At 40.8% G+C, this 23,989-nt stretch carries 24 protein-coding genes; 4 read left to right on the forward strand and 20 right to left on the reverse strand.

The window, feature by feature from the left end; translation table 11 throughout:
• Window positions 1–5: 5 nt before the first annotated feature.
• Entirely contained in the window at window positions 6–248 is a 243-nt protein-coding gene (locus tag PWP39_RS00250; RefSeq protein ID WP_014835317.1) for a TRAM domain-containing RNA chaperone, read from the reverse strand.
• A 121-nt stretch (window positions 249–369) separates the two neighbouring features.
• Entirely contained in the window at window positions 370–573 is a 204-nt protein-coding gene (locus tag PWP39_RS00255) for a MoaD/ThiS family protein (protein WP_014835316.1), read from the reverse strand.
• Window positions 574–644: 71 nt separating this feature from the next.
• Between PWP39_RS00255 and PWP39_RS00260 the strand changes: the two genes are divergently transcribed.
• Window positions 645–1,268, forward strand: coding sequence for a ZPR1 zinc finger domain-containing protein (locus tag PWP39_RS00260; RefSeq protein WP_011012197.1), 624 nt, complete (start codon window positions 645–647; stop codon window positions 1,266–1,268).
• Here the strand turns inward: PWP39_RS00260 and PWP39_RS00265 are convergent.
• The 11 genes from PWP39_RS00265 to PWP39_RS00315 all read right to left on the reverse strand — a co-directional run bounded on the left by PWP39_RS00265 (window position 1,237) and on the right by PWP39_RS00315 (window position 14,521).
• Window positions 1,237–2,412 (reverse strand): class I SAM-dependent methyltransferase, encoded by a 1,176-nt coding sequence (locus PWP39_RS00265; RefSeq protein WP_011012196.1) that lies wholly within the window; start codon window positions 2,410–2,412, stop codon window positions 1,237–1,239. The two genes, PWP39_RS00260 and PWP39_RS00265, sit on opposite strands and share 32 nt — an antisense overlap.
• A complete protein-coding gene (locus PWP39_RS00270) occupies window positions 2,405–3,673 on the reverse strand; it encodes a bifunctional L-myo-inositol-1-phosphate cytidylyltransferase/CDP-L-myo-inositol myo-inositolphosphotransferase (RefSeq protein WP_014835315.1) in 1,269 nt (422 codons plus the stop codon). The genes PWP39_RS00265 and PWP39_RS00270 overlap by 8 nt, the downstream gene beginning before the upstream one ends.
• 55 nt (window positions 3,674–3,728) lie before the next feature.
• Window positions 3,729–4,961, reverse strand: coding sequence for a phosphoglycerate kinase (locus PWP39_RS00275; RefSeq protein ID WP_011012194.1), 1,233 nt, complete (start codon window positions 4,959–4,961; stop codon window positions 3,729–3,731).
• Between the two features lie 206 nt (window positions 4,962–5,167).
• Window positions 5,168–6,172: an aspartate-semialdehyde dehydrogenase gene (gene asd, locus PWP39_RS00280; protein ID WP_288071797.1), complete on the reverse strand. Its 1,005-nt coding sequence runs from the start codon at window positions 6,170–6,172 to the stop codon at window positions 5,168–5,170.
• Window positions 6,169–7,353 (reverse strand): threonine synthase, encoded by a 1,185-nt coding sequence (thrC, locus tag PWP39_RS00285; protein ID WP_011012192.1) that lies wholly within the window; start codon window positions 7,351–7,353, stop codon window positions 6,169–6,171. The genes asd and thrC overlap by 4 nt, the downstream gene beginning before the upstream one ends.
• On the reverse strand, window positions 7,344–8,222 hold the full coding sequence (locus PWP39_RS00290) for a homoserine kinase (RefSeq protein ID WP_011012191.1): 879 nt from the start codon (window positions 8,220–8,222) through the stop codon (window positions 7,344–7,346). The genes thrC and PWP39_RS00290 overlap by 10 nt, the downstream gene beginning before the upstream one ends.
• Window positions 8,173–9,252: an aspartate kinase gene (locus PWP39_RS00295; RefSeq protein ID WP_288071800.1), complete on the reverse strand. Its 1,080-nt coding sequence runs from the start codon at window positions 9,250–9,252 to the stop codon at window positions 8,173–8,175. The genes PWP39_RS00290 and PWP39_RS00295 overlap by 50 nt, the downstream gene beginning before the upstream one ends.
• Window positions 9,253–9,262: 10 nt before the next feature.
• On the reverse strand, window positions 9,263–10,384 hold the full coding sequence (locus PWP39_RS00300; protein ID WP_011012189.1) for an aspartate kinase: 1,122 nt from the start codon (window positions 10,382–10,384) through the stop codon (window positions 9,263–9,265).
• 139 nt (window positions 10,385–10,523) lie between these two features.
• On the reverse strand, window positions 10,524–13,124 hold the full coding sequence (locus PWP39_RS00305) for an ATP-dependent helicase (RefSeq protein WP_011012188.1): 2,601 nt from the start codon (window positions 13,122–13,124) through the stop codon (window positions 10,524–10,526).
• Window positions 13,125–13,151: 27 nt separating this feature from the next.
• On the reverse strand, window positions 13,152–13,502 hold the full coding sequence (locus PWP39_RS00310; RefSeq protein WP_014835314.1) for a DUF192 domain-containing protein: 351 nt from the start codon (window positions 13,500–13,502) through the stop codon (window positions 13,152–13,154).
• A 5-nt stretch (window positions 13,503–13,507) separates the two neighbouring features.
• A complete protein-coding gene (locus tag PWP39_RS00315) occupies window positions 13,508–14,521 on the reverse strand; it encodes a radical SAM protein (protein WP_011012186.1) in 1,014 nt (337 codons plus the stop codon).
• A gap of 101 nt (window positions 14,522–14,622) precedes the next feature.
• On the opposite strand from PWP39_RS00315, the gene PWP39_RS00320 reads away from it, so the two are divergent.
• The gene (locus PWP39_RS00320; RefSeq protein ID WP_011012185.1) at window positions 14,623–15,747 is read left to right on the forward strand and encodes an alkaline phosphatase family protein; all 1,125 of its coding nucleotides are present in this window, start codon (window positions 14,623–14,625) and stop codon (window positions 15,745–15,747) included.
• Here the strand turns inward: PWP39_RS00320 and PWP39_RS00325 are convergent.
• The 3 genes from PWP39_RS00325 to PWP39_RS00335 are packed head-to-tail and all read right to left on the reverse strand — an operon-like array spanning window position 15,727 to window position 18,521.
• Window positions 15,727–16,026 (reverse strand): FUN14 domain-containing protein, encoded by a 300-nt coding sequence (locus PWP39_RS00325; protein ID WP_011012184.1) that lies wholly within the window; start codon window positions 16,024–16,026, stop codon window positions 15,727–15,729. The genes PWP39_RS00320 and PWP39_RS00325 overlap by 21 nt on opposite strands.
• A gap of 37 nt (window positions 16,027–16,063) precedes the next feature.
• Window positions 16,064–17,821, reverse strand: coding sequence for a tRNA guanosine(15) transglycosylase TgtA (gene tgtA, locus PWP39_RS00330; RefSeq protein WP_011012183.1), 1,758 nt, complete (start codon window positions 17,819–17,821; stop codon window positions 16,064–16,066).
• A 37-nt stretch (window positions 17,822–17,858) separates the two neighbouring features.
• The gene (locus PWP39_RS00335; RefSeq protein ID WP_011012182.1) at window positions 17,859–18,521 is read right to left on the reverse strand and encodes an adenylate kinase; all 663 of its coding nucleotides are present in this window, start codon (window positions 18,519–18,521) and stop codon (window positions 17,859–17,861) included.
• Between the two features lie 59 nt (window positions 18,522–18,580).
• On the opposite strand from PWP39_RS00335, the gene PWP39_RS00340 reads away from it, so the two are divergent.
• Entirely contained in the window at window positions 18,581–19,027 is a 447-nt protein-coding gene (locus PWP39_RS00340) for a DUF2258 domain-containing protein (RefSeq protein ID WP_011012181.1), read from the forward strand.
• A 2-nt stretch (window positions 19,028–19,029) separates the two neighbouring features.
• Here PWP39_RS00340 and PWP39_RS00345 read toward each other — a convergent pair whose 3' ends face one another.
• Both PWP39_RS00345 and PWP39_RS00350 read right to left on the reverse strand, forming a co-directional pair.
• Window positions 19,030–20,250 (reverse strand): V4R domain-containing protein, encoded by a 1,221-nt coding sequence (locus tag PWP39_RS00345; protein WP_011012180.1) that lies wholly within the window; start codon window positions 20,248–20,250, stop codon window positions 19,030–19,032.
• A gap of 85 nt (window positions 20,251–20,335) precedes the next feature.
• Window positions 20,336–20,938, reverse strand: a complete 603-nt coding sequence (locus tag PWP39_RS00350; protein ID WP_011012179.1) for a ferritin family protein — start codon at window positions 20,936–20,938, stop codon at window positions 20,336–20,338.
• Window positions 20,939–21,036: 98 nt separating this feature from the next.
• Between PWP39_RS00350 and PWP39_RS00355 the strand changes: the two genes are divergently transcribed.
• Complete coding sequence (locus PWP39_RS00355) at window positions 21,037–22,845, forward strand: PINc/VapC family ATPase (RefSeq protein ID WP_014835312.1); 1,809 nt, start codon at window positions 21,037–21,039, stop codon at window positions 22,843–22,845.
• Here PWP39_RS00355 and PWP39_RS00360 read toward each other — a convergent pair.
• Complete coding sequence (locus PWP39_RS00360; protein WP_011012177.1) at window positions 22,799–23,227, reverse strand: GIY-YIG nuclease family protein; 429 nt, start codon at window positions 23,225–23,227, stop codon at window positions 22,799–22,801. The two genes, PWP39_RS00355 and PWP39_RS00360, sit on opposite strands and share 47 nt — an antisense overlap.
• On the reverse strand, window positions 23,224–23,979 hold the full coding sequence (locus tag PWP39_RS00365) for a phosphoglycerol geranylgeranyltransferase (RefSeq protein ID WP_011012176.1): 756 nt from the start codon (window positions 23,977–23,979) through the stop codon (window positions 23,224–23,226). Before PWP39_RS00365 ends, PWP39_RS00360 begins: the two co-directional genes overlap by 4 nt.
• Between the last annotated feature and the right edge of the window lie 10 nt (window positions 23,980–23,989).

Below are 23,989 nucleotides of genomic sequence, written 5' to 3' on the forward strand. Positions count from 1 at the left end.
AAACTTCACCCTATAACCTGGGCAAAGGCGTACTTGCTCTTCACGGAGTTTATAACGATCTCCACTTCGTCCCCCACATGTGTATTGGGGACAAAGATTACAAACCCCTTAATTCTGGCTATCCCATCTCCTCCTTTGCCCATGCTTTCTATCTTAACCTTATATCTTTCTCCAACCTTCACTGGTGCTGAGTTTTCAAACCTTCTTCCTTTCCTTTCTCCATCAAACCTTCTTCTATTCCTTCTCATATCTCCACCTTGCATCTCCAACACATCCATCCACAGTTTGGGCAAACACCCCAGAAGAGGTGTCTGCCCAAGAATGGTCTAAGCGTTTGTTTATAAACATTTTTATGGCCACGAAGTTATTTTAACCACCTGAGACGACGGGGATAACTTCCACAAAGTCTCCATCCTTAACTTCATCATCTTCCAGTACAACTTTCCCATTAACCTTAGCTATTGCACTTTCAGTGTTAAATCCCACGGCTCTTAGGATGTCTCTGACTTTCATTCCTTCCCTCCACTCGATTTCCTTCTCTATGTTTCTCCCTATGACCTTCACCTTTATCATTTTCATCCCCAAGGGTAACTTATGGAAAAACTCTATAAACTTAGCTCTTGTTCCACCATTGGGTGAGTTAAGTGGAGGATCTCAGGCCTGAGAGAATTCAGGAAATCGGGAGAACAGACTGCCCTGTGTGCAAAGGGAAAAATACATTAAAATTAATCCAGTTCATTCACAAGATACCCTATTTAGGAGAGGTAATGCTTTCAACCGCAATATGTGATAATTGTGGTTACAGGGATGCCGATGTCATGATACTCGAGGCGAGAGAGCCAAAGTTGTACGAAGTAAAGGTTGAAGAGGAGAAAGATCTCTTTACGAGAGTTGTGAGGAGTAAAAGCGGGACTATTGAGCTTCCAGAACTTGGAATAACAATAGAGCCAGGCCCAAGAGCTGAAGGGTTTATAAGCAACATTGAGGGGGTTCTTGAGAGGGTCAAAGAAGTCCTACTTATGGCGAGAGATTTCAAGGAGCAGGAAAATGATGAAGCAAGTGTGAAGAAAATTGACGAGCTTCTCAGATATATAGAGGAGGTAAAGGAAGGTAAGAAGCCGTTGACTGTAAGGATAATGGATCCCTTCGGAAACAGTGCTTTAATTGGAGAAAAGGTAAAGAGTAGAAGGCTCACGAAAGAGGAAATCAAAAGCCTGAGCACTGGGCCTTATTATGTCATTGATCTTGATGAACTTCCTCAGCAATGACAGCTAATCCCTTAACGTTGAACACGAATGCTCTCTTTTCTCCACTTAAATTGGCTTCAATTCTTCTTCTAATTTTCCAGTATTCCTCTTCTGGAACGCTTATTCTTAAAGTTGCTCTTCCATAACCTTCTTTTCTTAGGAAATCGTTAATTCTAACTGGATGGAAAGGCATTGTTTTTACAACGACATAAGCTCTCTTAAAGTATTTACACTTTATTTCTTCATCGCTCGTCGCCAAAATTCTTCTTTTTTCTCTAAGGAGTAGCTTAAGCTCTCCCCTAACTGTATGGAAAAGCTCATTTATCAAGTCTGCGTAGTCTATTCCCTGGGGAATTTCGTAGATATACCTTCCAGGCTCATCAACTTCCTCCACTATATTCTCCAGATCTGGATTGCTCTCAAGTCTTGCCCCCTGGGGAAGAAGAACAGCACTTCTTTCTGCCTTCGCTAGGGGTTCAGTGTAGAAGGTTAGCCTATTCACGTGCCCATAGAGGTCTATGTACTCAAATTCTCCCTTCCAGGGAACTTTTTCTCTCCTTATTTGTGGGGGAAGGTCAAAGATAAAACTCTCGGTTTTTTCCTTGTAGGCCTCGTAAACCTTAAGGGGGCTTGGAAGTAGATCTTCAAGGTTTCTCTCTGGAACTTCGGGAGGTCTGGCAGGATCTGAGAATATTACCTCCGCATTAATCTTCTCAACAATTTCCGGATCTAGAGAATCCCCAACGATAAACTTGATATTTACCCCATACTTATCTGCGTTCCTCTTCGCGAACTCTATCTTTATGGGATCAATGTCAACACCAATGCTCTCGATTCCATGTTTTGCAAAGAATATCAATTGTATTCCAACTCCACAAGAAACGTCGGCAACGCTCTTAACTCCCTGCTCCTTTAGTCTTTTTCCTCTATAGTCGGCTACCATTTCGTGAGTGGCATACCTGAGGCCTTCTAAGTCAAACCATAAATCGTTCCTTGAGAATTTGTCTTTGGCCTTTATTCTCGCCTTTGCTACTTCCAAGGCTATGTTGAATTCTTCTTCGGGGAGTTTTAGTGCTCTCTTAATCTTTTTTATATCGTATCCTTTTCTTATCATCTCCTCAGCCAGCTTAACGGCTTCTTCGGTGATGAGAGTTAGGTCAACCATTCACATCCCTCCATACTAAGTAGATAGTTATGATCACTCTTAAAGTACTCCACGCGGCTAAGAGCGCAAATAATGGCTTTATTAATCCCAGGAGGGCGAATATCATTGTTACAAATATTCTCTCATCCCTCTTACCTGGGATTTTTCTTAAAGCTGGAACGACCTTGTATGCATCTGCACAATAGGCTCCCCTAAATCTTTCGGTTGAATAACTCACCATTGCCGAAGAGAAGATTGCAATTCCTGCAATTACCCACCATATTGGCTCTCTTATAGTCACGTAGGCTAAGGTTAGGAGGTAAGTAAAGTCTACATACCTGTCGAGAATGGAGTCAAAAAATCCGCCAAACTTGCTAGTCTGCATCCTTGCCCTTGCAATTTCTCCATCAACTCCGTCAAATATCGAGCTTATTTGGTAAAGAATTGCAGCTAAAGGAACGCTGATTAGATTCATTAATCCGGAAAATATGCCAAAGAGAAAGGTTACTATTGTTAACTTGTTTGGGGTTATGTGATCGACGAGAAGGGCCGAGATTCTAGTTGAGATTTTTCTATTAATATATCTACTTATGAATCCATCTCCAACCCCCTTTACCGAGGAGTAAACTATTAACTTTCTCGCCTTCTTCAAATCACCTGGAGTATCCACATCCATCCAATATAGCCCATCTACGTAGCTAACTTTTAATCTCGCCCTCTTAACAACATCCTTAAGCTCTACAACTTCCTTTTCCTTTAAGATATCTTCAATGACACTGAATATTGAGTCATCTAAAATGAAAAACCCTGTATCTACTCCATCCCATGAAGGTATCTCTTTTCCAATGTCAACAACCCTGTCGTTCTCGATTTTAACTTTAGTCGCCTCATCAATGTCCACAAATTTAGGATTTCTATCTACAATGAGGCCTTCTCCCCTCAAGGCTAATTCATAAAACTTCTCCTCATATATGTGATCACTCATCACGAGGACGAATTTGCCCTTCACAAAATCCTTTGCAACATAAAGTGAATATCCATTCCCCTTTTCGGGAAATCTATTCACAGCAAGTTTTACATTTTGCAGGTTGTTCTCTTTTACGAATTCTTCAAATTTTTGAAGGTATCTCTCGTTTGTAACGATGATAAATTCTTTAATTCCGTTTTTTTCGAGGTTCTTAATTGTTCTGTAGAGGATCTCTCTTCCTGCGATCTTTAGTAGTCCCTTTGGTTTCTCTCCCATTCTACTCCCATATCCAGCAGCTAGAATAACCCCTTTCACTTCCTCACCTCCAAGGATATTCACAGGATTCTACTTTTAAATGTCTGGTTAAAAATTAAGAAAGTAAGTTAGAGAACTTTTCGTAACTAATCTTTAGCGCTTCAAGAACTGGCAACTTTTCTCCAGCAAAAAATGTTAGCATAGCTCCCCCACCGGTAGAGATATGGCTTATCCCAGTTATGTTGTACTTGTATATGCTTGCTATTGAATGACCACCACCAATGACGCTAAAGGCTGGACTCTCTCCGATGGCCTTGAATACCCCAATTGTTCCCACGGCAAATTCTTCCCTTTCGAACACTCCCATAGGACCGTTGGCTACTATTATCCTGGCCTTTAAGAGTATCTCCCTATACTTTTCAACTGTTCTAGAACCGATGTCAAGGATTGGATATTCGTCAAAGAGCCTTTTCTCGTCGCTGAGCAAATCTATCTCTACTCTTTCTCCCTTGAAGTCAATGGCAAAGTCTACGGGAGTTCTAACGTAGGGATAAAATTCGTCAAGAATCTTTTCTGCCCAGTCTACGTATTTTAAAATTCCCTTCTTTTCTAAGAATTTAATGTTTTCTCTTCCCAGGTCAAAGCCCTTAGCTAGAGTGAATAATTGGCCAACCAATCCCCCTGTCAGTATGAGATCAGCCTTTTCTTTCCTAAGAACGTTTTCGGCAACTTTTAATGAGTCATCAACTTTTGCACCACCAAGAACATAAACTCTCGGCTTTTCTTCACTTTCATAAGCTTTTGTTAAAGCATCAACTTCTTTTTCCATAAGGAATCCCATTATCATAGGCTTTATTCTTGCAAAACCAACGAGAGATGGCTGACTTCTATGAGCGGCAGCAAAGGCATCGTTAACAACGAGGTCTATTACCTGGGAGAGCTTCCTAACAAAAAACGTCTTTTCGCATTCCTCAATAGTTGCGTTTTTTACTTCTTCTGCAGAGAACCTGAGGTTTTCGAGGACTATAACTTCCCCAGGTTTCATAGCCTTTATTCTCTCCCTTGCATACTTTCCAAAAATGTCTTCAACGTATTCAACATGCATATTTAGGAGCTCAGAGAGAATTCTCGCATGCTCTTCAGTAGTCGAATACTCTTCGCTGTAGGGTTTTCCTTGATGAGTGCCAACAACTACTTTTGCTCCACTCTCTATTAGGTACTTTATCGTTGGAAGGACTGCTCGAAATCTCGCGTCACTTATTATTTTTCCATTACTCATTGGTGAGTTTAAGTCAACTCGAAGAAACACGGTTCTGTTGTAGTATTCAAAATCTCTCAACCTGAACATTTCACCACCATAAAATAGTTGGATGGAGATTTAAGAAAGTTGTGGGGAAGGGGAAGAAAAGATTTGTATAGCCTAAAACATGTTGTTTTAGAAGGGCTGTAAAGCTTGGAAACGTGAATGTTCTAATTGTCCTGAAGGGCTTGTTGTCGCTAGTTTCAGAACTGCCTAAAGGCTTGTAGTATGGAACCTAAAGAAAATAAAAATAATCAGAGATAGCCAAGCCTGTAGGCGAGTTCAGCGTTGAGAACTGAACCTCCAGCCGCTCCTCTGACGAGATTATGACCAAGTGTTACGTACTTCACTCCACCGTTTATTTTCTCGAGTCTACCTACAGTTACAGTTAGTCCTTTCCCCCTATCCCTGTGAAGTCTGGGTTGTGGAACTTCTGAATATACTATCGGTTTCTCATAAGAGGGGAGCTTATAGTCTCTCAATGGATCAAAGCTGTCAAATGCTTCTCTTATCTCTTCAATGTTTACCTTCTCCAACTCCACAAATACTGCCTCCGTATGACCATGAATAACTGGAACTCTCGTTGCTATGGCAGAGATGTCGAAGTCTGCGTTTTCTATTCTCTCACCGTTGAATTTTCCCAATATTTTCTTGCTCTCATTTTCTATCTTCCACTCCTCTCCATTTATGAAGGGAATTACATTGTCATGAATTGCATATGCCGAAAGTCCTGAAAATCCAGCTCCACTAATAGCTTGCATTGTTGCAACTCTAACCTTCTTTATCCCAAATTCAACTAATGGAGCTAAAGATACCGTAAGTATAGCAGTTGAACAGTTGGGGTTTGTGACTATAAAACCATCCCAACCCCTGTTCTTTTTCTGAACTTCAATTATTCCCAGGTGATTCATGTTTACCTCTGGAACCAAAATAGGAACATCTTCGTCATATCTGTGAGCTCTAGCATTTGTAAAAACTGGAATCTCTTGCGCAAGTTTTTCTTCAACTTCTCTGGATATTGAGGCTGGGAGAGCATTGAAGACTATATCAACATCGGGGTCTTTTAAAAACTCCTCTAGGCTGATTATTACATTTTTTCTAAACTCTTTTGGTGAGTCCTCGACTATTTCTCCGTACTCCTTACCTGCAGACTTTTCAGATGCTACAAGCTTACTGACTTTAAACCATGGGTGTCCGCTGAGTAATTTCACGAAAGTCCTTCCTACGAGTCCAGTTGCTCCTAAAACGGCTGCTTTCATTCAATCACCTCCTTAAAAGCTTCTAAAGTTGGGTCTATAGGTTCTGGAACTTGGAAGTTCTTTATGACGATATTTGGATCTTTTAGCCCATGTCCAGTTGTGATTAAAACGTAACTCTCATTCCTGCTTATTTCACCACTTTCAAGGAGCTTAATTAAGCCAGCTAAAGATGCTGCAGAAGCAGGTTCAACAAATAGTCCTTCCCTAGACGCTAGAAGTTTCTGAGCTCTTAGTATTTCCTCATCACTTACGCTCTCAAATAGTCCCCCAGATTCTTCAACAGCCCTCCATGCCTTTATCCAATTTGCGGGGTTTCCTATTCTTATGGCCGATGCAATGGTTTCTGGACTCTCTTCGGGTTGGAATTTTCTTTTCTCTTTCCAAGCCTTCGCTAATGGGGATGCTCCTTCTGCTTGAATTCCTATCATCCTGGGAAGTTCATCTATTACGCCAGCCTCATACATCTCCTTAAACCCCTTCCATATTGCAGAAATGTTTCCTGCATTTCCAACTGGGAGAATAACGTTGTCTGGAACTTTTCCAAGTTGGTCATATATCTCATACGCTATTGTCTTTTGTCCTTCGAGCCTGAATGGGTTTATTGAATTTAACATGTATATCCCAAGTTCTTTGCTTGTCTCCACGACTACTCTTAGAGCATCGTCAAAGTTCCCCTTGATTGGTACAACCCTAGCCCCATAGATTATTGCTTGAGCAAGCTTTCCTAACGCTATCTTCCCACTTGGGATTAGGACATATGCTTTTATTCCTGCTTTTGCAGCATAAGCAGCAAGTGATGCTGAAGTATTTCCCGTAGATGCACATATGACTTTATCCATTCCTAGCTCAAGAGCCTTCGAGACTCCAACCGTCATTCCGCGGTCTTTAAATGAACCTGTTGGATTCGCACCCTCGTTTTTTGCATAGAGCTCTTTTACTCCAAGATCACTTTCAAGATTTAATAACCTATATAGGGGAGTTCCACCTTCTTCCAGACTAACTCTCTTCTTTACGGGTAGCCAGCTTTCATATTTCCACAGCTTTATCTCCTTACCGTTAAAAATGGAAGTATCAACTTTATCTAGATCGATAACAACCTCTAATAGACCTCCACACTCACACCTATACCTAACTTCGTCTTCAGGATACTCTCTCCCACAGACTACACATTTCAGCACCATTTTGCACCCCTACCAACCTTTGTCACCCAGTATTCAGCCTCAATTCCAAAACTTTCAAACGCCTCCTTCATAGCCTTCCCTATTTCTTTGAGGTTCTCCCCAAGAGCAAATACTGCTGGTCCCGAGCCAGATATCATAACCCCATAGGCTCCTGCCTCCTTAGCGGCTTCCTTTACCTTAGGAAACCATGGAACTAGGCTGAGTCTGTATGGGAGGGCTAAATGGTCCTCTAGTAGCCTTCCTACTTCCTCCAGGTTTCCCTCCTTTAGTGCCAGAACTAGAGAAGAGGCGAGGGCTATGTTTTTCACGGCATCTTTGAGAGGGACTTTCTTCGGAAGTACTTTTCTAGCCTCACTTGTAGGTACTTCAACACTGGGAAGGATGACGACTACCTTGAAATCAACCTCAATGTTGTGGACTCTGAGGGGATTTAGGGACTCCACGATTGTGAAGTTTCCATAGTAAGAGGGGACAACATTATCTCCATGAGGGCTTCCAGAGGCTTTTCTTTCCCCTTCGAGAGCCGCTCTTATTATAATTTCATCATCTTCTACTCCTAAAATCCTAGCCGCAGCAACTGCTCCTGCTATTGAAGATGCCCCAGAACTTCCTAGGCCACTTTTTGGCCTAATTCCTTTCTTTAGTTTTAGGTAGATTCCTCCTTCCTCGCCCACAAGTTTAAATAAAGCTTTTGCAGCGACTAAAGCTACGTTTTCGTCATTTTCTGGAACTTTGTAGCCTTCGACCTCTATCCTGAAATCATCACTTTCCTTTGCAATTACAGTATCCCTTGGCGTTTCTATTGCCAAGCCAAAGACGTCAAACCCAGGCCCAAAGTTCGCTATCGTAGCTGGGGCGTAGACTTTCATTTTCCACCACTCTCCTGTGTATATCTTTTAAAACTTCCAAAAACTGCTCCTTGGGAATTTTTATCTTAAAGTAAAAATCTCCTTCCTCATAGACTTCATAGGGGAGAGAAAAGCTCCTTCTAGTCGATACCACGGAAATTTCGGCGTGATCCTCGATCAATTTATGAACCACTACAGGAATCCCCTGGGACTTGTGAGAAATCAAGGTTCCAAACTTCAAATCTCTAGTCTTTCCGAGGATTACGGGTATTCTTCCCTCTACTGGATCAATAGCCCTATGATGAAGGGCTTTCATACCTAGTTTTGCAGCTATTTTCGCTTCTCTGTATGAGATGTAGTGGATTAACTTTGCAGAAGGCACAAGCTTTGGATCTGCCGTGTAAATTCCCTCAACATCGCTCATAATCAAAGTGGTCTTTGCGTTTACTAGTCTTGCTATTGAAGTTGCTGAGTAATCGCTTCCTCCCCTCCCAAAAGTTGCTCTGAATCCATTTAGATTTCCATAGTATCCAGTAACAACGGGGACTATTCCCCTCCTAAGCATGCGATATAGGATGCCTGCTCCATAGACGCTCTTTTTAAAGTCTACTTCTGCATTTCCATAATCCCCCTTGGCAAAGAGTATATCCTTTGAATCAACAGCCTTAGCATTAATTCCGAGTATTTTAAGCCCCTCTGAGAATAGTTCGGCTGAAAATCTCTCTCCAAAGGATGCTATTTCATCCACAAATGCTTCTTTTGATGGAAAGCTTGATTTAGAATTAAGTGTCTTGTGAAGCTGATACATTAAGTGGTCAAGCTGAACGTCTAATTCTTGAGATAGTTCTTCATGTATTTCTTCGATTTCTAGAAGAGCAGACATATCACCATTCGCGAGCCTTAATAAACAATCTGTAACCCCTGCAAGTGCAGAAACGACAACGATTGTTCTTGTATTTTCGTTTAGATTTGCAACTAGCTCTAGTGCTTCTTCAAAGGCGTACCTTACTGAAGTTCCTCCAAACTTTACAACAACAGGTTTCTCCACCACCGATGGTCGTTCACCCAGGAAGGTTAACCTCTTCCTCACTGTAATAAATTTTTCGATTTTCTCCTTGTTCAATTGATATTTTTTCGTTAAATTCTTGAGTTTTTTGCCCATTTTCACTAGATTTGTAAACACTATATTGGATAAATGACGGTTGAAATAATTTTGTATGAAGCTCTCTCATTAAGTGAATTCCCTCTTCTTGGGAAACTTTGTAGAGTTTCCAGAAAGGCCCTTCAGCTATAATCGGATATTTTATCTCTTCAGTTACATTAACAAGTAGCAGCCCATCTTTGTATGTCATAAGCGGCATTCCTGAGCTCCTTTCGCTCATCAAAGTTCCCATTCTCCAGTTCCTAGTCCTTCCAAAGAGGACTGGAATCTTATACTCTTTAGCTAATTCTGCAGCTTTCCATTGTAAAGCCCTCATGCCATGTTTTGAGGATATTATGATCTCATCATAAGAAACGTAGGGAATTAACCTTGCCGAGGGGACTAGCTTTGGATCTGCTGTATAAATTCCCTCGACATCACTCATAATCGCCACTAATTTTGCCTTTCCAAGGACTCCAGCGGCAACTCCCGAATAGTCACTCCCCCCTCTTCCCAGGGTGAGAATGTAGCCATCTTTTCCAGCCGTAAATCCTGGGATAACTGGAATATAGCCTTCTTCAAGCACCTCAAATACTCTCTTGAATTTTTTCTTGCTACTTTTTATGTCTATGAATGCATTTCCAAAGTTACCCTCGGCCTCAAAAATATCCCAAGAGGGGACGAATTTTCCTCCAATTGAGGCTGAGAAAATTACAGCAGAAAGAACTTCGCCCAAAGACAGGATATAATCCCTTAGTGCCTCCTCTGGAAGGTCTGGAAGGTTAAAAAGCTCATCTAAGTAGGGTTTCAATATCACTGGATCTATACCATGGGATTTTGCAAAGCTAACATACTCAGAAGCTATTTTTGTTGCTATTGTCTTATCCAAGGTCTGGGAGTACAGAATCAGCTTATCTGTTATCCCTTTTATTGCAGAAACTACTACAATGACAGCATCATCTTCAAAGAGACTGAGGGCTAAATTTGTTGCTTCCTCGAAGTCATACTTAATTGAGCTTCCCCCAAATTTTAGCACGATCATCTCTCTCCCTCCTCCTATTTTCTCTCCACCCCAATTTTGTCTTCAATTTTATATATCTTTCGACATATTTTCATCAACTAATAATAACCAGCAGTAATATAACTATCCAAAGTAAGAATTTTGGGAAAGTAAAAAAACCTTAGCTTTCGAGCTTATCGTGAATTAGAGCCATAATCTTCTTGTGTAGCTCCTTGATTAATTCCCTCCTATCCTCCATGAGAACGACATCGCTAGCTCCAGCAACTTCCAAGTTGAAGGCGAAGGGGCTTGGATATTTGTGCTCTCTAATAATTACCTCTATTCTTCCCTCTTTAATCCAACCCAAGAAGAGCTCCGCGTTTCCGATGTCCATTTTATCTTCCATAATTTCTCTATAAACCTCTTTTAATAAGGGAAAATCAGGATAGTTCTTTTTCAAAAAGTTTAAAAGAGTCTGTGCATTCATTTGTTGCCTGCTTAGGCTTTTTTCTCTTCCCATATACCTCCTTAGTACTAGAAGACCCCTGTTAGCCACGTGTCTGAACCTCCTTTTAAGAAGCTCTGTGTTATCCAGAGCTTTCTTTAGAACCTCCCTTAAGTTCTCAACACGGAAGAGCTCCAGTATCTCCTCCTGAGACAACTCTTTCTCCCTGGGAACCTTTAGCATGAAGCCGTTGTCAGTAATCGCTACTCCTACATTGCATTTCTTCCTCTTACTTATTAAATATGCAAATGCCCTACTTAAGGCGTCATTGGCCCTTCTTCCTATTAGAGTGTGGAAGAAGTACTTTACCACGTTTCCCTCCCTAACGACTTCCACGAGAACTGTTTCGTCATCGGGAATTATCGAGTATTTAGCTTGTTCCCTAAAGTAGGAGAGGATGGCATTTGCAGTAGTTTCGTCTATTCCGTATTTCCTCATTAAAAACGTTTTAGCCCTCTTGTTATTTAATAACCTCTTTACTTCTTTTCTAAATCTTTGAATGTCTATAGCCAAATCGAAGCTTAAAGGTAGCATTTCAGAGAACCAGGAGGGGATAGTAGGCTTTGCCCCCTCTCTTGGAATAACGTAAATCCTATTCCCCTTACTCTTGACGAACTCATAAGTTCTTCCTGCAAGGACGAAGATATCACCAGGCATTAGGTGCTCCGCAAACTCTTCTTCAACTGTTCCGATATATTTCATATCCATGGTAAAGACGTCAATTTTTGCCTCATCTGGGATCGTTCCAACGTTCATATAATAGATCGCTCTCGTCATCTTACCTCGTCTTCCAAACTTTCCATCTTCGAGCCATATTTTTGCGTACACCTTTTTTTCCTCTAACCCAGCATATTCTCCAGCCAAATATCTAAGAACGTTCATGAAATCTTCAAATGGAAGGTCTCTAAATGGATATGCTCTCCTAACTACTCTGTAAGCTTCTTCTACTTCCCATACTCTTTCTAGGGCCATTCCCAGGACGTGCTGGACTAAAACGTCCAGTGGATTCTTTGGGATTTTAATTCTATCTAGCCTTCTATTTCTAGCATTGTGAGCAAGAACAGTAACTTCCACTAGGTCATCCCTATCTAGAGCAAGAATTACGCCTTCGCTGACTTCATGCAGTCTGTGCCCTGCCCTTCCAATCCTCTGAAGGGCCCTGTTAACGCTCTTCGGAGAGCCAATTAAAATAACGAGGTCTATGGATCCAATATCAATCCCCAGTTCCAGAGAAGTGGAGCTCACAATTATCTTCAATTCCCCTCGTTTTAGTCTTTCTTCAACGTTTAACCTAACTTCCCTGGAAAGAGAAGAGTGATGAGCCTCTATTTTGTCTGCCCATTCAGGAAACATCTTCTTTAGGTGATATACAACCCTTTCAGTTCCGCTCCTTGTGTTCGTAAAGATTAAAGTTGTCTTTCTGTTTTTAACAAGCTCGCCTATTCTCCTATATAGGGCCTCACTTAGAACATTTGCGGGAGTATAAACTAAATCTTCCACAACGCTTTCCACGCTAATTTTTATCTTCTTAGCAAAGCTTACATCAACTATCAACCCTGGTCGGGGCTCCCCGTTATCGTCAAATCCAAATACAAATTTAGCTACCTCTTCTAAGGGATGAATAGTTGCACTAAGCCCTATCCTAACGAATTCCCTTCCAGTAAGCTCTCTTAATCTTTCGAGGGTTAAAGCTAGATGAGAACCTCGCTTGTTCTCAGCTAGGGCATGGACTTCATCAACGATTACCCACTTCACGTCTCTCAGTTTTTCCCTAAATTTGGGGGCGTTAAGGGCAATTGCAAGGCTTTCCGGAGTTGTTATCAGGATGTGTGGAGGTTTTTTTAGCATTTTACTCTTTTCGTAACTTGTAGTATCGCTTGTCCTTACGCTAACCCTTATTTCTGGGATTTCAACTCCCAACTTTCTCGCAAGTTCGTAGATTTCCTGAAGAGGTTCTTGTAAGTTTCTCCTTATGTCGTTGTTTAAAGCCCTAAGGGGAGAGACGTAAACACAATATATTTTATCTTCAAGTTTTCCCTGCCTTCCCAGGGAAATAAGTTCACTAATTATAGAAAGAAAAGCTGATAAAGTCTTCCCGGAGCCTGTGGGGGATGAAATCAATACGTTCTCTCCTTTATGGATTTCAATAACTGCATAGCGCTGAGGAGGGGTGAAAGTTCTAAACTTTCTTCTAAACCATTCTCCAACTATTGGGTCAAGGATTTTGAATATTTCTTCATCTGAATATTCCCTCTTCGCCCACCTTATCCTCTCCATCTCACAATTCAAAACCAAACTTACTTCTTAAATCATTCTGTTCCATTCAAGCCTATCTCCTACCTCCACGCTTAAAGCCTCTATAATTCCCCTAGGCCCCTCTACTATGTATTTAGCTGGCCTTTTTGGGACGTAAAATCTCCATGGCTTTAAAACTGTTAAATCAACCACTTCCTTGTTAGAATTTAGGAAGATTACGTCAATTGCTTCTCTCATAAAAAGACCATGTACTGAGGCATTTATTCTTGTCTCTAGGGGAAGTACAAAAATTAACACATACCTGGGTTTTCTAAACATCAAGCCCAAAAACCTCTTGATAAAATTGTCGGCAAATCTCACCTCTATCCTTATCTCTTTCCCTTTTGTTACGTTTAACATATCATTCACCCAACAAGGGCATTCTTGAAACCGTACTTCTTTACAAGTTTTTCTGCTTTTTCCATTTCCTCTATTGTCAATACTCGTGAAATCTCTTTGTAGTTTTTGGCTTTGTACTCAGGCCTGTATTGGAACATGACATTAACTCGAACATCCCTCCCCAAGTTTTCCGCTATCCACTTGAGTACTGGCTCGGTGCAACACTCTAGATGATTTGGCATTACCAAATGCCTAATGAGGAATTCGGCCCTGAAGTGTTTCTTCGCTAGCAAAAAGTTTCTCGTAACAATCTCCCAATAGTTGGGAATCTTGGAATATCTGCGAGCGCAGTTATTATTTCCATACTTAAAGTCTCCCAGATAAACGTCAACTATACCGTCTAGGAGCTTCATTGCCTCCTCGCTCATGTACATATTGGAATTCCACACAACTGGAATTGGAACATTAACGTATCTTAACGTCTCTAGTATATAGGGTAGATTAGGTGTGGGTTCGCCTCCAACGAAGTTAACGTTTCTCGCACCAAACCTGTATGCCCTTTCAATTTTTAGTGCTAAATATTCTGGCAAAAGTTCAACTCCAACTCTGAACTGACTGATGTCCCAGTTTTGACAGAAAACACATCTAAAATTGCAACCTGAGAAGAATATCGTATAGGAAGGAACAAGCTCTGGCTCTTCACCATAGTGAAGAAAATCACTTGCTATTAGACTTTCCTTAACTCTACAATACCCTACCTGCTCCTTCCTGTTTACACCACACCTAATTTCACAAAGATGGCATTTCTCAATTATTTTTGATGCTATAACGCTCTTTAAGTCAAGCAAATTTTTCTCGGGGTTTTCTGATAGATTATTCTCTCTCAACTTTTCCATTCCTTCATCGTGAATAGCCCAAAGTTCCTCTAGAGGAGAGGAAGGATCAAAATTAACAGCGATTTTCCTTGCTAAGAGGAAGTTAGGCAACTCCTCTCCTTCGAGGATTGAGAAGTACTTTGGTAAGGCCTCCCTCGCTCCCATCAATTAAGTTTATGAAGTAAGGCCGTTAAAAAATTATGGCAGATGATGAGCTACTCCCGGCTGAAAGATGATGAACCACCTACCGGCTGAGGTTATGGAAAATGGAGCGAAGAAAGCTTGTCTTAATAAGTCTAGATGGAAATGGAGTGTACAACTTTAAATATATGCCATTTTTAAGCGAGTTAGCAGAAAATGGAGAATATTTTATCGTGGATTCTATATTTCCAACTCTCACAGATCTTGTTCATACCACTGTAATGACGGGGGTAGAGCCAAGGATCCATTGGGTTGTAGAGAATGGATATTATGATAGGATAACAGGAGTTAAAGTGAAGTTTTACGACTTTAAAGTTGCTTTCAACCCCCATGAGGTGATAAAGGCCCCTCTAATTCAAGATATTTTGAGGCAAAGGGGTGTCAGAATAGCGAGTGTCTCGGGCTACACCATGCCTCCTTTCAGCAATGTTGATGTGAGAATATACCCCCCATTCTTCTCTTCCGACGAGCTTTATAGAAAGCATGGGAGAGATTGGAAAAAGGATTTGTGGGTGTTGAATTCGGCAATTTATCTTTACGAGGAGTGCAAACCAGATCTTCTCCTTGTTCATTTCGCGTCAATAGACGGGATGCAACATGATTATGGGCCCGAAAGTAAAGATGCTTTAAAGGCTATAGAGACTGTAGATTCTGCGGTGAGGAGCTTATGGGAAAGATTAAAGGATGAATACGCTTTCATAATATTTGCGGATCACGGGCAAGAAGAAGTCCACACCTGGGTAAACCTAAGGGAATATTTGAAAAGGCATGGGATAGAAGTGCTTAGAGTATCTTCTGGTGGAGGCGTTCACATCTATCTAAAGAATCCAGAAGAGAAAGAGGAGGCTTATCAGCTCTTAAGGAGAGCTCCAGGAGTGAATGAGATTTTCTTTAGAGAGGATCTTCCTTACCTTAATGTTCCGGTGAGTGGCGACTTAATAGTCTCTGCCAAGAAGGGTTACTGGTTCTGCCACCATAGGGAGTGTCAGAAGGTAAAGGGAAAAAGCTATTGGGTGAAAGGAATGCATGGTTCTAGAAATTCCCAGGTCATGAAGGTTCCTCTTATTATTTGGGGGTTAGATGTAAAAAAAGAAGAGGCAACTTTATATGACATAGCTCCTACAATCTTGGATTTCTTTGGTGTAGGAAAGAAAGGAGAAATGAAGGGGTCATCCCTTCTTAAATCCTAGGTAGAAGCCTGCAACAAATGCTGCTCCTCCTGGGAGAATTCCTAATGCTTTCTCTCCCAAGCTCAAGGTTGTTTGGGCAGCTTCTTTTGTGAGGTTAAAGAGGGCCTCTGTGTTTATTGTTATAACACCCTTTTGTTGAAGCCAGAATAAGCTAAGCACGTAAGCTCCTATTAGAGCCATCACTATCTTCATGAATTTCTTCAATGCATATCCCACTATGAATCCCACTACAGCACCAACGCCTACATCCCCTGTTATGCCAAACATGTTGAACTCCATACTTTATCCCCTAGATAGGATTAGTTATTAGGGTATATCACTTTTTCTCCTCTACACCTCTTCTTGTTTTAACGGCTCTTCCTGAGCTGAACAAAACCATTTCTCTGCCCGAAAGTAGAGCTTGCCCCGTTGCAAGTAACTCATCGTTTTCATTAACAATCAGAACCTCGTCATATGGCCTGATTTTAGGATCTGCAAATTCTACGAACTTGGCGAAGACGTCTTTTCCTTTCCTGGCAAATGGTTCAGCTTCCTTATTAACCACAACTCTCATCACTGGATATGGGAGAAGTTCGTGGAGCCTTTTAGCACCTTCAATTCCCAGGGTTAGCAATCCGTCTTCAGCTCTTACAGTGGCGAGCCTTTTTCCATTTTTCTTTACCTGCCTAGGCATTCCCGTCTTTGCTATCTCAACTTCAGCGTCTCTAAATGCTTCTCCTGCTCCTTCACCAAACTGGTACTCGGCTATTGCCATTATGTAGAGGATTGCGTTCTCTCTTGTTGGTTTTTCTATTTGAAAGTCTTCCTCACTCTCGCTTTGAGCAAAGGGATATGTTAGGCTAAGATATTTGGGAATCTCCCCAAATATTGGATGGGGAATGCTTTCGGGGAACTTTGCCTTTACCTTTTCTGCTCTTTCTTTTGCCCTTCTTGCAATTGGCCATTTTAGGCTTTCCTCACTTATTTTAAAGAATGCGGACTTCTTAGTTATTGGTTCGTATTCCTCCAAATAATGATAATACTCCAGAAGCCTTTTGTAAGCGGCATATAGCTTTGGATGAGCTCTTGCCCTCTCATCAACGAGCCTCCAAAGCTCACCCTCCTTTATTGCCTGTTTTACTCTATTAATTTCCTCTCTAATAACCCACAGATTGTGGAGAGCAAGTAATTTTTCCCTTTCTTCTTTTGGCATTTCTCTTAGTTCTTGCGGAGTGTATTTAGAACAAACGGGACAGGAGCAGGAAAAATATTCGAGCTCTTCTAATCTCTTAGTCCCCTGGGGAGTTAAGTATCTATCATCTTTTGCATAAAGTGCATAACTTGCGGAGTCAAACAGGTCAACTCCCATAGCAACTGCTAAAGCAAAAACCATTGGATGGCCAGCTCCGAAAAGGTGAACAGGCCTATCTGGCCTAAGGCCCATTTTAGATGCGATAACGATGTCCACAACGTCCTTAAATCTATAACTCTCTAGCAATGGAACAACAGCTCCAATTGGATGAATTTCAAAGTTCATTTCGCTTAGCTTTCTTGCGGCAAGTTTCCTTAAGTCCAGGTATGTTGAACCTTGAACTGTGGCATTCATTGGAATTTGCTTTATACTTTCAGCTTCTTTTGCCCTTTCTAGGGTGATCTTCAAATCCTGCTCGGCCTTTTCCCTGGGAGCATCTGGGGGTGTAGGGATGTCGAGAAAAGTCCCTATGTCAACCCCAATTTTGTGCTGAAACTCGACTATTTCCCTGTTCGTAACTTCGACTTTTCCATACCTCATAAGTTGGAATGAGCCTGAGTCAACCTCTATTATGCCATCGTAGTCTAAAAGCCTATGTATGCCTTTTTCTAAAGCCTTTTCCCTCAGTTTTTTGTCTTTATAGATTATATAGGAGTTTGTTATTATTATATCAAATCCCATTCTCTTTAGTTCCTTTGGTTCAACTATAAGCTGCTTAGGGTTAACAACTGGCATTATAGCTGGAGTCTCTATCTTCTTTCCATTGACCTCCAATTTTCCAATCCTTCCAGCAGCATCCCTGTCCTTTATTTCAAATCTTAGCATACTATCACCTCGGCTCATTCGGGCTGGACTTCATCATCGATCAGATTTTCCGGAGTCAAATCATCGCCTCCCTATTGCGGATGTAATCTAATAGAGGCCTTATTCTCTCCCATACTTCGTCAATATTTCCATGTCCGTTTATTTTTACGTAGATCCTCTGCTTCTGATAAAACTTGATTATGGGCTCCATATTTTTCATATAAATCCTATATCGTTTTTCAACAACTTCCGGTCTATCATCTTCTCTCTGAACTAGCTCCGCCCCACATACATCACATCTCCCAGGTATCTTGGGAGGATTGAATTCGACATGATAAACCGCTCCGCACTTGGGACATATCCTTCTTCCAGATACTCTTCTAATACTCTCCTCTAGGGAGACGTATATGTCTATGGCCACATCTATTTTTATCCCATGGTCATAGAGATAATTTTCTAGTGCTATCACCTGCTCGGGAGTTCTAGGATAGCCATCCATTATAAAATCCTTTCTAACCCTCCTGAGCTTTGAGATTATTAAAGTGTTCACTATGGTGTCAGGAATTAGATCTCCTCTGGCAAGATAAGCCTGCATTTCTCGTCCGAGAGGTGTTCCTTCTGCAATTTCTTTTCTTATTAAGTCTCCAGAGGAAATGTAAGTTAATCCATATCTTTCTACAATTCTTCTTGCCTGGGTTGATTTTCCGCTCCCTGGGGGACCAAATATTAGAATGTTCACCTTGGGATCACCAGTTAGTGATTTATACTACAACCTACAAAAATTAATTGGTGAATGCCATGCCCAAGCTAATGACTGGATTCGTTAGGGCTAGTGGATATGCAAACAAAGTTAGAAGGGTACTATTCGCCATAACTAGAGGGAAAGTCTTCCCTGAAGAAGTTGTTAAGGCAGCTGGTGAGTTGAACAAAATTATCTTTGAGAAGCTTCAAGAAATGGGAGTCAAGAAAGAGGATGTTGTGAGAATATCTGTAGATTTTAACATAGAAGATGGGAAAATTGTGTGGAACTTAGATAGCTTAGAAATAGAAACCTACAAGAAGGAGGAAGAAGAAAAGCTAGCTCTTGCAATGGAAGAAGTTGAACACATGGAAAAGATGTTTGAGGAAACTGTGAAGGAATTAGAAGCTCTCTCGGATAAGCTGAGGGAGATAAGTAAAGAGATCAGCGAGCTTGTTGAAAGAATGAAACAGGAATACACTGGACTTAAATTAAGAAGTGAATGATGTTACTTCTCTTCCTTTTCTTCTTCTGAACTTTTAGAATCTGACACTTTCCTTATTACAAACAGACACTTTTCATGTCCTTGGGACTCGCAGGAAATTTCATCACCTTTCCACTCTCCTCCAAGTAACTTCTCGACTATCCCAGCAATTGAACCTGCATAGTTAACATGAGCTGGGTAGGGAAAGTTTTTAAGCCTAGGGAACAGATTCTTACCTTCAATAACTATTATATCATCCTCAAAGCTGACAAAATTGAGTATACCTCCTCCAGTTATTTTTGTTGTCGTGAACATGTCCTCCAAAATTTGCCTTGCTTTTTCTTTTGAGGATTTGGGGAGTTTAAGCTCTTTACTCTCAAACTTTCCCCATTTATAAAGGAACTCCTTTCCCTTTTCTGGTCCTAAGTACATATACACAAATTTGATTAGGCTTGCCTCTGAGAATTCATCTATTATTTGAACTCTAAGATTACCTAGCATTAAAGAGCCGTCTTCCTTTAGTGTAATTGAGTCTCTCATTTGATACACATTGTTGAAAGCACTTTCAACATCAACTATTCCTTTCTTTGACTTGACGTAATTAATTCCCTCAATAGGTGTTGTTAATGGAGAATAAGACCTCTTTACCCTTATTATTCCATTCATAACCTCAACCACGTACTCAAATGGAATTAATATCATTGTTAAATCTTGAATGGGCAGAACATCTTTGTTTATTCCACCGATTACCGAAGCTCCTCTGCTCTTAAGTGAATTAACAAGCCTTATGGTTACCCTTATGTACCCTCTTGGGTCAGGCTGAAGGGGATATAAGGTAGTAATGTCGTCAAGAACTACAAAGTCGTACTTTTCTTTGCTCACGGCATCTCTAATAATAGCTGAGGTTATACTTAAGTCGAGAGGATTGGGAAGTATATCTGGCTTAGATACTTGGGTTTGAGAATAAACATTGGTGAAACCATCAAGAATCCTTAGTTGTTTTCTTTCCATATATTGGGCATAGTCAATTCCGTAATCCTTTAACCATTCGAGAAGGGAGTTTGGATCTTCCCTAAACTCAACTAGGAGAACTTTCTTTCCTTGAGAGAGAATTGAGTTTACTATTTGATGCATTAGCAAAACATAATCGTTATCAATACTTCCAACTAACGCAATGTTACAATTTTCTTTTATCCCCCCACCAAGAATTCTATCTAATGCCTGTATACTCGTTACGATTGACATAGCAGTTTGAATGATAGGTCAGATTATTTAAAAAGTTTACTAAAATTGTCAATATGATAAGTAAGAAGGAATACCTCCGCAAAAGCTATTCGGATTCTATTCTCTCTTTTAACTTTAAAAGTAGAGCTTTGTGCTGATTCTCATTCTGAATTATAGAGCTTGTCAGATCCTTAATTACTGGATGAAATGCTTTTTCGTGAAGCTTGGTATACTTGTCTATCATTTCCTCTTCAATGCTCGTGACCTTTTCTAAGTTTCCTTTAATTTCTTCTCTCTTCTCCTCTGGGATTATTGAAGGTTCAGGCAATGACTTGATGATCTCTGCCAGGATATCCTCCGTTGGTATTCTCCTACCTAACTTTCCAAGATCTAGAGGTAGTAACAACGCTGGAACTCCAGGAATTAGAGCTAGTCCTTGATCAAGCTCTAGGAGGGATTCTCTTATGGGTTCTAGTTCTGGGTAATAAGGCTCAATGTTGTCTCTTATCAATTTAACTGATTTTTCGTAGGCCCTTTCTATGGCCTCCATAAGTTCCCTGTGGAAGATTTTATCTACAGCTAACCTTAAAGTTATTCTTTTGAGGTCAGCATCTTCTGGATCTCTAAGATTCTTGATTAACTCTAGATAACTTTTAAATGCTTCTTCTTCCATATTTTTTAGCTCTTTAATTATTTCAATGAGCTTCATTTTTCATCACCAAATTTTAATAACTTTTAGTGCTTAAAAATTTTAGGTAAATGCATATAAAGAGAATTAAGAGATGCGAGATAAGGAAGGTGAGCGAGATGAAGGTCTTAGTTCCAGACACTAGCGTGATAGTAGATGGGAGATTGACCCAATACTTGGAGAGATTGAAAGAAAAGGTAAAGGTAGTGGTTCCTGAGGCTGTAGTAGCTGAAATAGAGCATCAAGCTAATGCGGGAAAGGCAATAGGGCATACAGGACTAGAAGAGTTGAAGAAACTTAGAGAGATAGCTAATGAAGGAAAAATACTTCTGGAATTCTACGGAGAGAGACCAGATTTGTGGCAAATAAGAAGGGCGAAGTCTGGAGAAATTGATAACATGGTAAGGGAGGTTGCCAGAGAACTTAACGGAGTTCTAGTAACTGGTGATCAAATTCAGAGAGACATCGCCATAGCAAAGGGTATTGATGTAATCTACCTCGAAGCTAAAAGAGAGCCAAGAATGAGACTCGAAGATTTCTTTGACGAGGAAACCATGAGCGTTCACTTAAAAGCAGGAATAAAACCCCTGGCAAAGAAGGGAAGACCAGGGAATTGGAAATTAGTGCCAATAAGAGACGAGCCTCTCAGTGAGGACGAACTGGAGGAAATAGCTGATGATATTGTAGAGAGAGCTAGAAGAGATCCCGAAAGTTTCATTGAGCTTGATGAACCTGGTGCTACGGTAGTCCAACTAAGGAACTATAGAATTGTAATAGCGAGGCCTCCCTTCTCTGATAGAATAGAGATAACTGCCGTGAGACCAATTAAGAAGCTTAGTATAGAGGATTACCAGCTAAGTGAAAAGCTCTTGGAGAGGCTTAGGGAAAGAGCTGAGGGAATACTAGTAGCAGGACCTCCTGGAGCTGGAAAAACAACATTTGTTCAAGCATTGGCAGAGTGGTATGCATCCATGGGTAAGATAGTTAAGACTATGGAAAAGCCCAGGGATTTGAATGTCTCTGAAGAAATTACTCAGTACACAGCTCTGGGAGGAAGTATGGAGAAGACTGGAGACGTTCTTCTCTTAGTAAGGCCTGATTATACAATTTTTGATGAAATGAGGAAGACCAGCGATTTCCTTATTTACGCCGATCTAAGACTTGCCGGGGTAGGGATGGTAGGAGTAGTGCATGCTACCAAGCCTATAGATGCTATTCAAAGATTCATCGGAAGAGTAGAGCTTGGAATGATACCTCAAATAGTGGATACTGTGATCTTTATCAAAGATGGAAGAGTTGCCAAGGTTCTAACACTCGAATACAAAGTCAAAGTCCCCACTGGAATGAAAGAAGAGGACTTAGCAAGGCCTGTAATTGAGGTTAGGGACTTCGAAACGGGCCAACTAGAATACGAGATTTATACGTTCGGAGAAGAAGTAAGCGTCGTCCCAATAAAGAAAGAAGAAAAGGCTCCAGCGCTAAAGTTGGCTGAGAAAAAGCTCAAACAGGAAATCCAGAGGTTTTTACCAGATGTATACACTGAAGTAGAAGTCGTAAGCCCTCACAAGGCAGTTATATACGCTGACGAATTCGATATACCTTTGATTATTGGGAAGAAAGGAAAAAGGATACAAGAGCTTGAAAATAGGCTCGGAATTAGCATTGATGTAAAGAGTTTTTCAGAGAAAGCTCCAGAGAAGCCTGGGGAAAAAATCCCAGTAGAAGTTGAGGAGAAAAAGAAGAGTATAGTACTAAGAGTGTCCCCAGACTATGCCAGAAGACCTTTAAGGTTTTATGCAGATAATGAATATATATTCACAGCTACTCCAAGCAAGAAAGGGGTAGTCAAAGTCGGAAAGAATTCTCCTGTTGGCAAGCTCCTTAAGAGGTATCTTGACGAAGGTCATCAGATTTGGGCTTCCTACTGAGGAATGCCCACACTATTTCTTCAATTTTTTCTGAAGGATCTTTGTCAAAGAAGAATAAATTCCCAGGAACAGAGAGGTCGGAAGAACCGAAGCCTTTAACTACTTTTCCCACCATATTGAGGGATTTAGATAGCTCTTCTTCTATTCTTACTGGAGAGGGTACGAGATAAGCCTTTAGTGGAGTTGCGATCAAAGTTAGATAATCTATATGCCAGTGCAACTTTTTATCCTTTCTAAGATGACGAAGAACTCTACCTTCCAGAGAATTCATTCCAGAACCGACATAAGCGTAATATCCTTTCTTAAGCCTAAATACTTTCCCTTTAGTTTTTATAATAGAGTTTCTTGGAAGATAAAGAAGTAAAATATAGGCTCCTCTCAAATGGAAACCCCTCTTCTAAGATCTTCAAGTTTTTTCCTCGCTTCTTCTATGCTTCCAGCGCTTTCAATTGCAGTTCCTGTAACTATAATATCTGCTCCAGCCTTGACCAATTTTCTTACTTGTTCTCCACTCCTTATCCCTCCTCCGACTATTAGAGGAACATCTATTGCTTTTTTCACGGTTGCTACCATCGTCTCTGGAACGGGTTGCGGAGCTCCGCTTCCTGCCTCAAGATATACAAGTCTCATTCCTAGATACTGTCCAGCTAAAGCATAGGCAGCTGCTATTTTTGGCTTATGTCGTGGAATTGGTTTTGCATCTCCAACCCAACCTGCAGTCTCTCCCGGTTCAACTATTATATAGGCCATTGGAATCGGCTCTAGGTTATACTTCTTGACTCTAAATGCCCCCAGGGCTTGAGCACCTGTTATGAAAAAGGGATTTCTGGAGTTTAGCAAGCTCATGAAGAATATTGCATCTGCATATTTACTAATTCCGCCGTGAGATCCTGGGAAGAGAATGACAGGAAGAGAATAATTCTCCTTTATAGCTTTAACAACCTCATCTAGCGTTTCTCCTTCCGCTCCTGTAGATCCTCCAACCATTATTGCATCAATTTCAAGCTCCTCGCATACTCTGGCGAGTTTCCCAGCAACCTCGGGTGAAGTGTCATCTGGATCTATTAGAACGAAGTGCAGTCTCTTCTTCTCAAGCTTTTCATGAATATATCTTTCTACTTTCCCGATTTTCATAACCATCCCT

The organism is Pyrococcus sp. (assembly GCF_030153625.1).
GTDB classification, from domain to species: Archaea; Methanobacteriota_B; Thermococci; order Thermococcales; family Thermococcaceae; genus Pyrococcus; species Pyrococcus furiosus.

What these genes read in the sequence shown, in the direction of transcription:
- PWP39_RS00250 (WP_014835317.1), bottom strand. Translation starts at nt 248, where the DNA reads ATGAGAAGGAATAGAAGAAGGTTTGATGGAGAAAGGAAAGGAAGAAGG.
- PWP39_RS00255 (WP_014835316.1), bottom strand. Translation starts at nt 573, where the DNA reads ATGATAAAGGTGAAGGTCATAGGGAGAAACATAGAGAAGGAAATCGAG.
- PWP39_RS00265 (WP_011012196.1), bottom strand. Translation starts at nt 2,412, where the DNA reads ATGGTTGACCTAACTCTCATCACCGAAGAAGCCGTTAAGCTGGCTGAG.
- PWP39_RS00275 (WP_011012194.1), bottom strand. Translation starts at nt 4,961, where the DNA reads ATGTTCAGGTTGAGAGATTTTGAATACTACAACAGAACCGTGTTTCTT.
- asd (WP_288071797.1), bottom strand. Translation starts at nt 6,172, where the DNA reads ATGAAAGCAGCCGTTTTAGGAGCAACTGGACTCGTAGGAAGGACTTTC.
- thrC (WP_011012192.1), bottom strand. Translation starts at nt 7,353, where the DNA reads ATGGTGCTGAAATGTGTAGTCTGTGGGAGAGAGTATCCTGAAGACGAA.
- PWP39_RS00290 (WP_011012191.1), bottom strand. Translation starts at nt 8,222, where the DNA reads ATGAAAGTCTACGCCCCAGCTACGATAGCGAACTTTGGGCCTGGGTTT.
- PWP39_RS00300 (WP_011012189.1), bottom strand. Translation starts at nt 10,384, where the DNA reads ATGATCGTGCTAAAATTTGGGGGAAGCTCAATTAAGTATGACTTCGAG.
- PWP39_RS00305 (WP_011012188.1), bottom strand. Translation starts at nt 13,124, where the DNA reads ATGGAGAGGATAAGGTGGGCGAAGAGGGAATATTCAGATGAAGAAATA.
- PWP39_RS00310 (WP_014835314.1), bottom strand. Translation starts at nt 13,502, where the DNA reads ATGTTAAACGTAACAAAAGGGAAAGAGATAAGGATAGAGGTGAGATTT.
- PWP39_RS00315 (WP_011012186.1), bottom strand. Translation starts at nt 14,521, where the DNA reads ATGGGAGCGAGGGAGGCCTTACCAAAGTACTTCTCAATCCTCGAAGGA.
- PWP39_RS00320 (WP_011012185.1), top strand. Translation starts at nt 14,623, where the DNA reads ATGGAGCGAAGAAAGCTTGTCTTAATAAGTCTAGATGGAAATGGAGTG.
- PWP39_RS00325 (WP_011012184.1), bottom strand. Translation starts at nt 16,026, where the DNA reads ATGGAGTTCAACATGTTTGGCATAACAGGGGATGTAGGCGTTGGTGCT.
- tgtA (WP_011012183.1), bottom strand. Translation starts at nt 17,821, where the DNA reads ATGAGCCGAGGTGATAGTATGCTAAGATTTGAAATAAAGGACAGGGAT.
- PWP39_RS00340 (WP_011012181.1), top strand. Translation starts at nt 18,581, where the DNA reads ATGCCCAAGCTAATGACTGGATTCGTTAGGGCTAGTGGATATGCAAAC.
- PWP39_RS00345 (WP_011012180.1), bottom strand. Translation starts at nt 20,250, where the DNA reads ATGTCAATCGTAACGAGTATACAGGCATTAGATAGAATTCTTGGTGGG.
- PWP39_RS00350 (WP_011012179.1), bottom strand. Translation starts at nt 20,938, where the DNA reads ATGAAGCTCATTGAAATAATTAAAGAGCTAAAAAATATGGAAGAAGAA.
- PWP39_RS00355 (WP_014835312.1), top strand. Translation starts at nt 21,037, where the DNA reads ATGAAGGTCTTAGTTCCAGACACTAGCGTGATAGTAGATGGGAGATTG.
- PWP39_RS00365 (WP_011012176.1), bottom strand. Translation starts at nt 23,979, where the DNA reads ATGAAAATCGGGAAAGTAGAAAGATATATTCATGAAAAGCTTGAGAAG.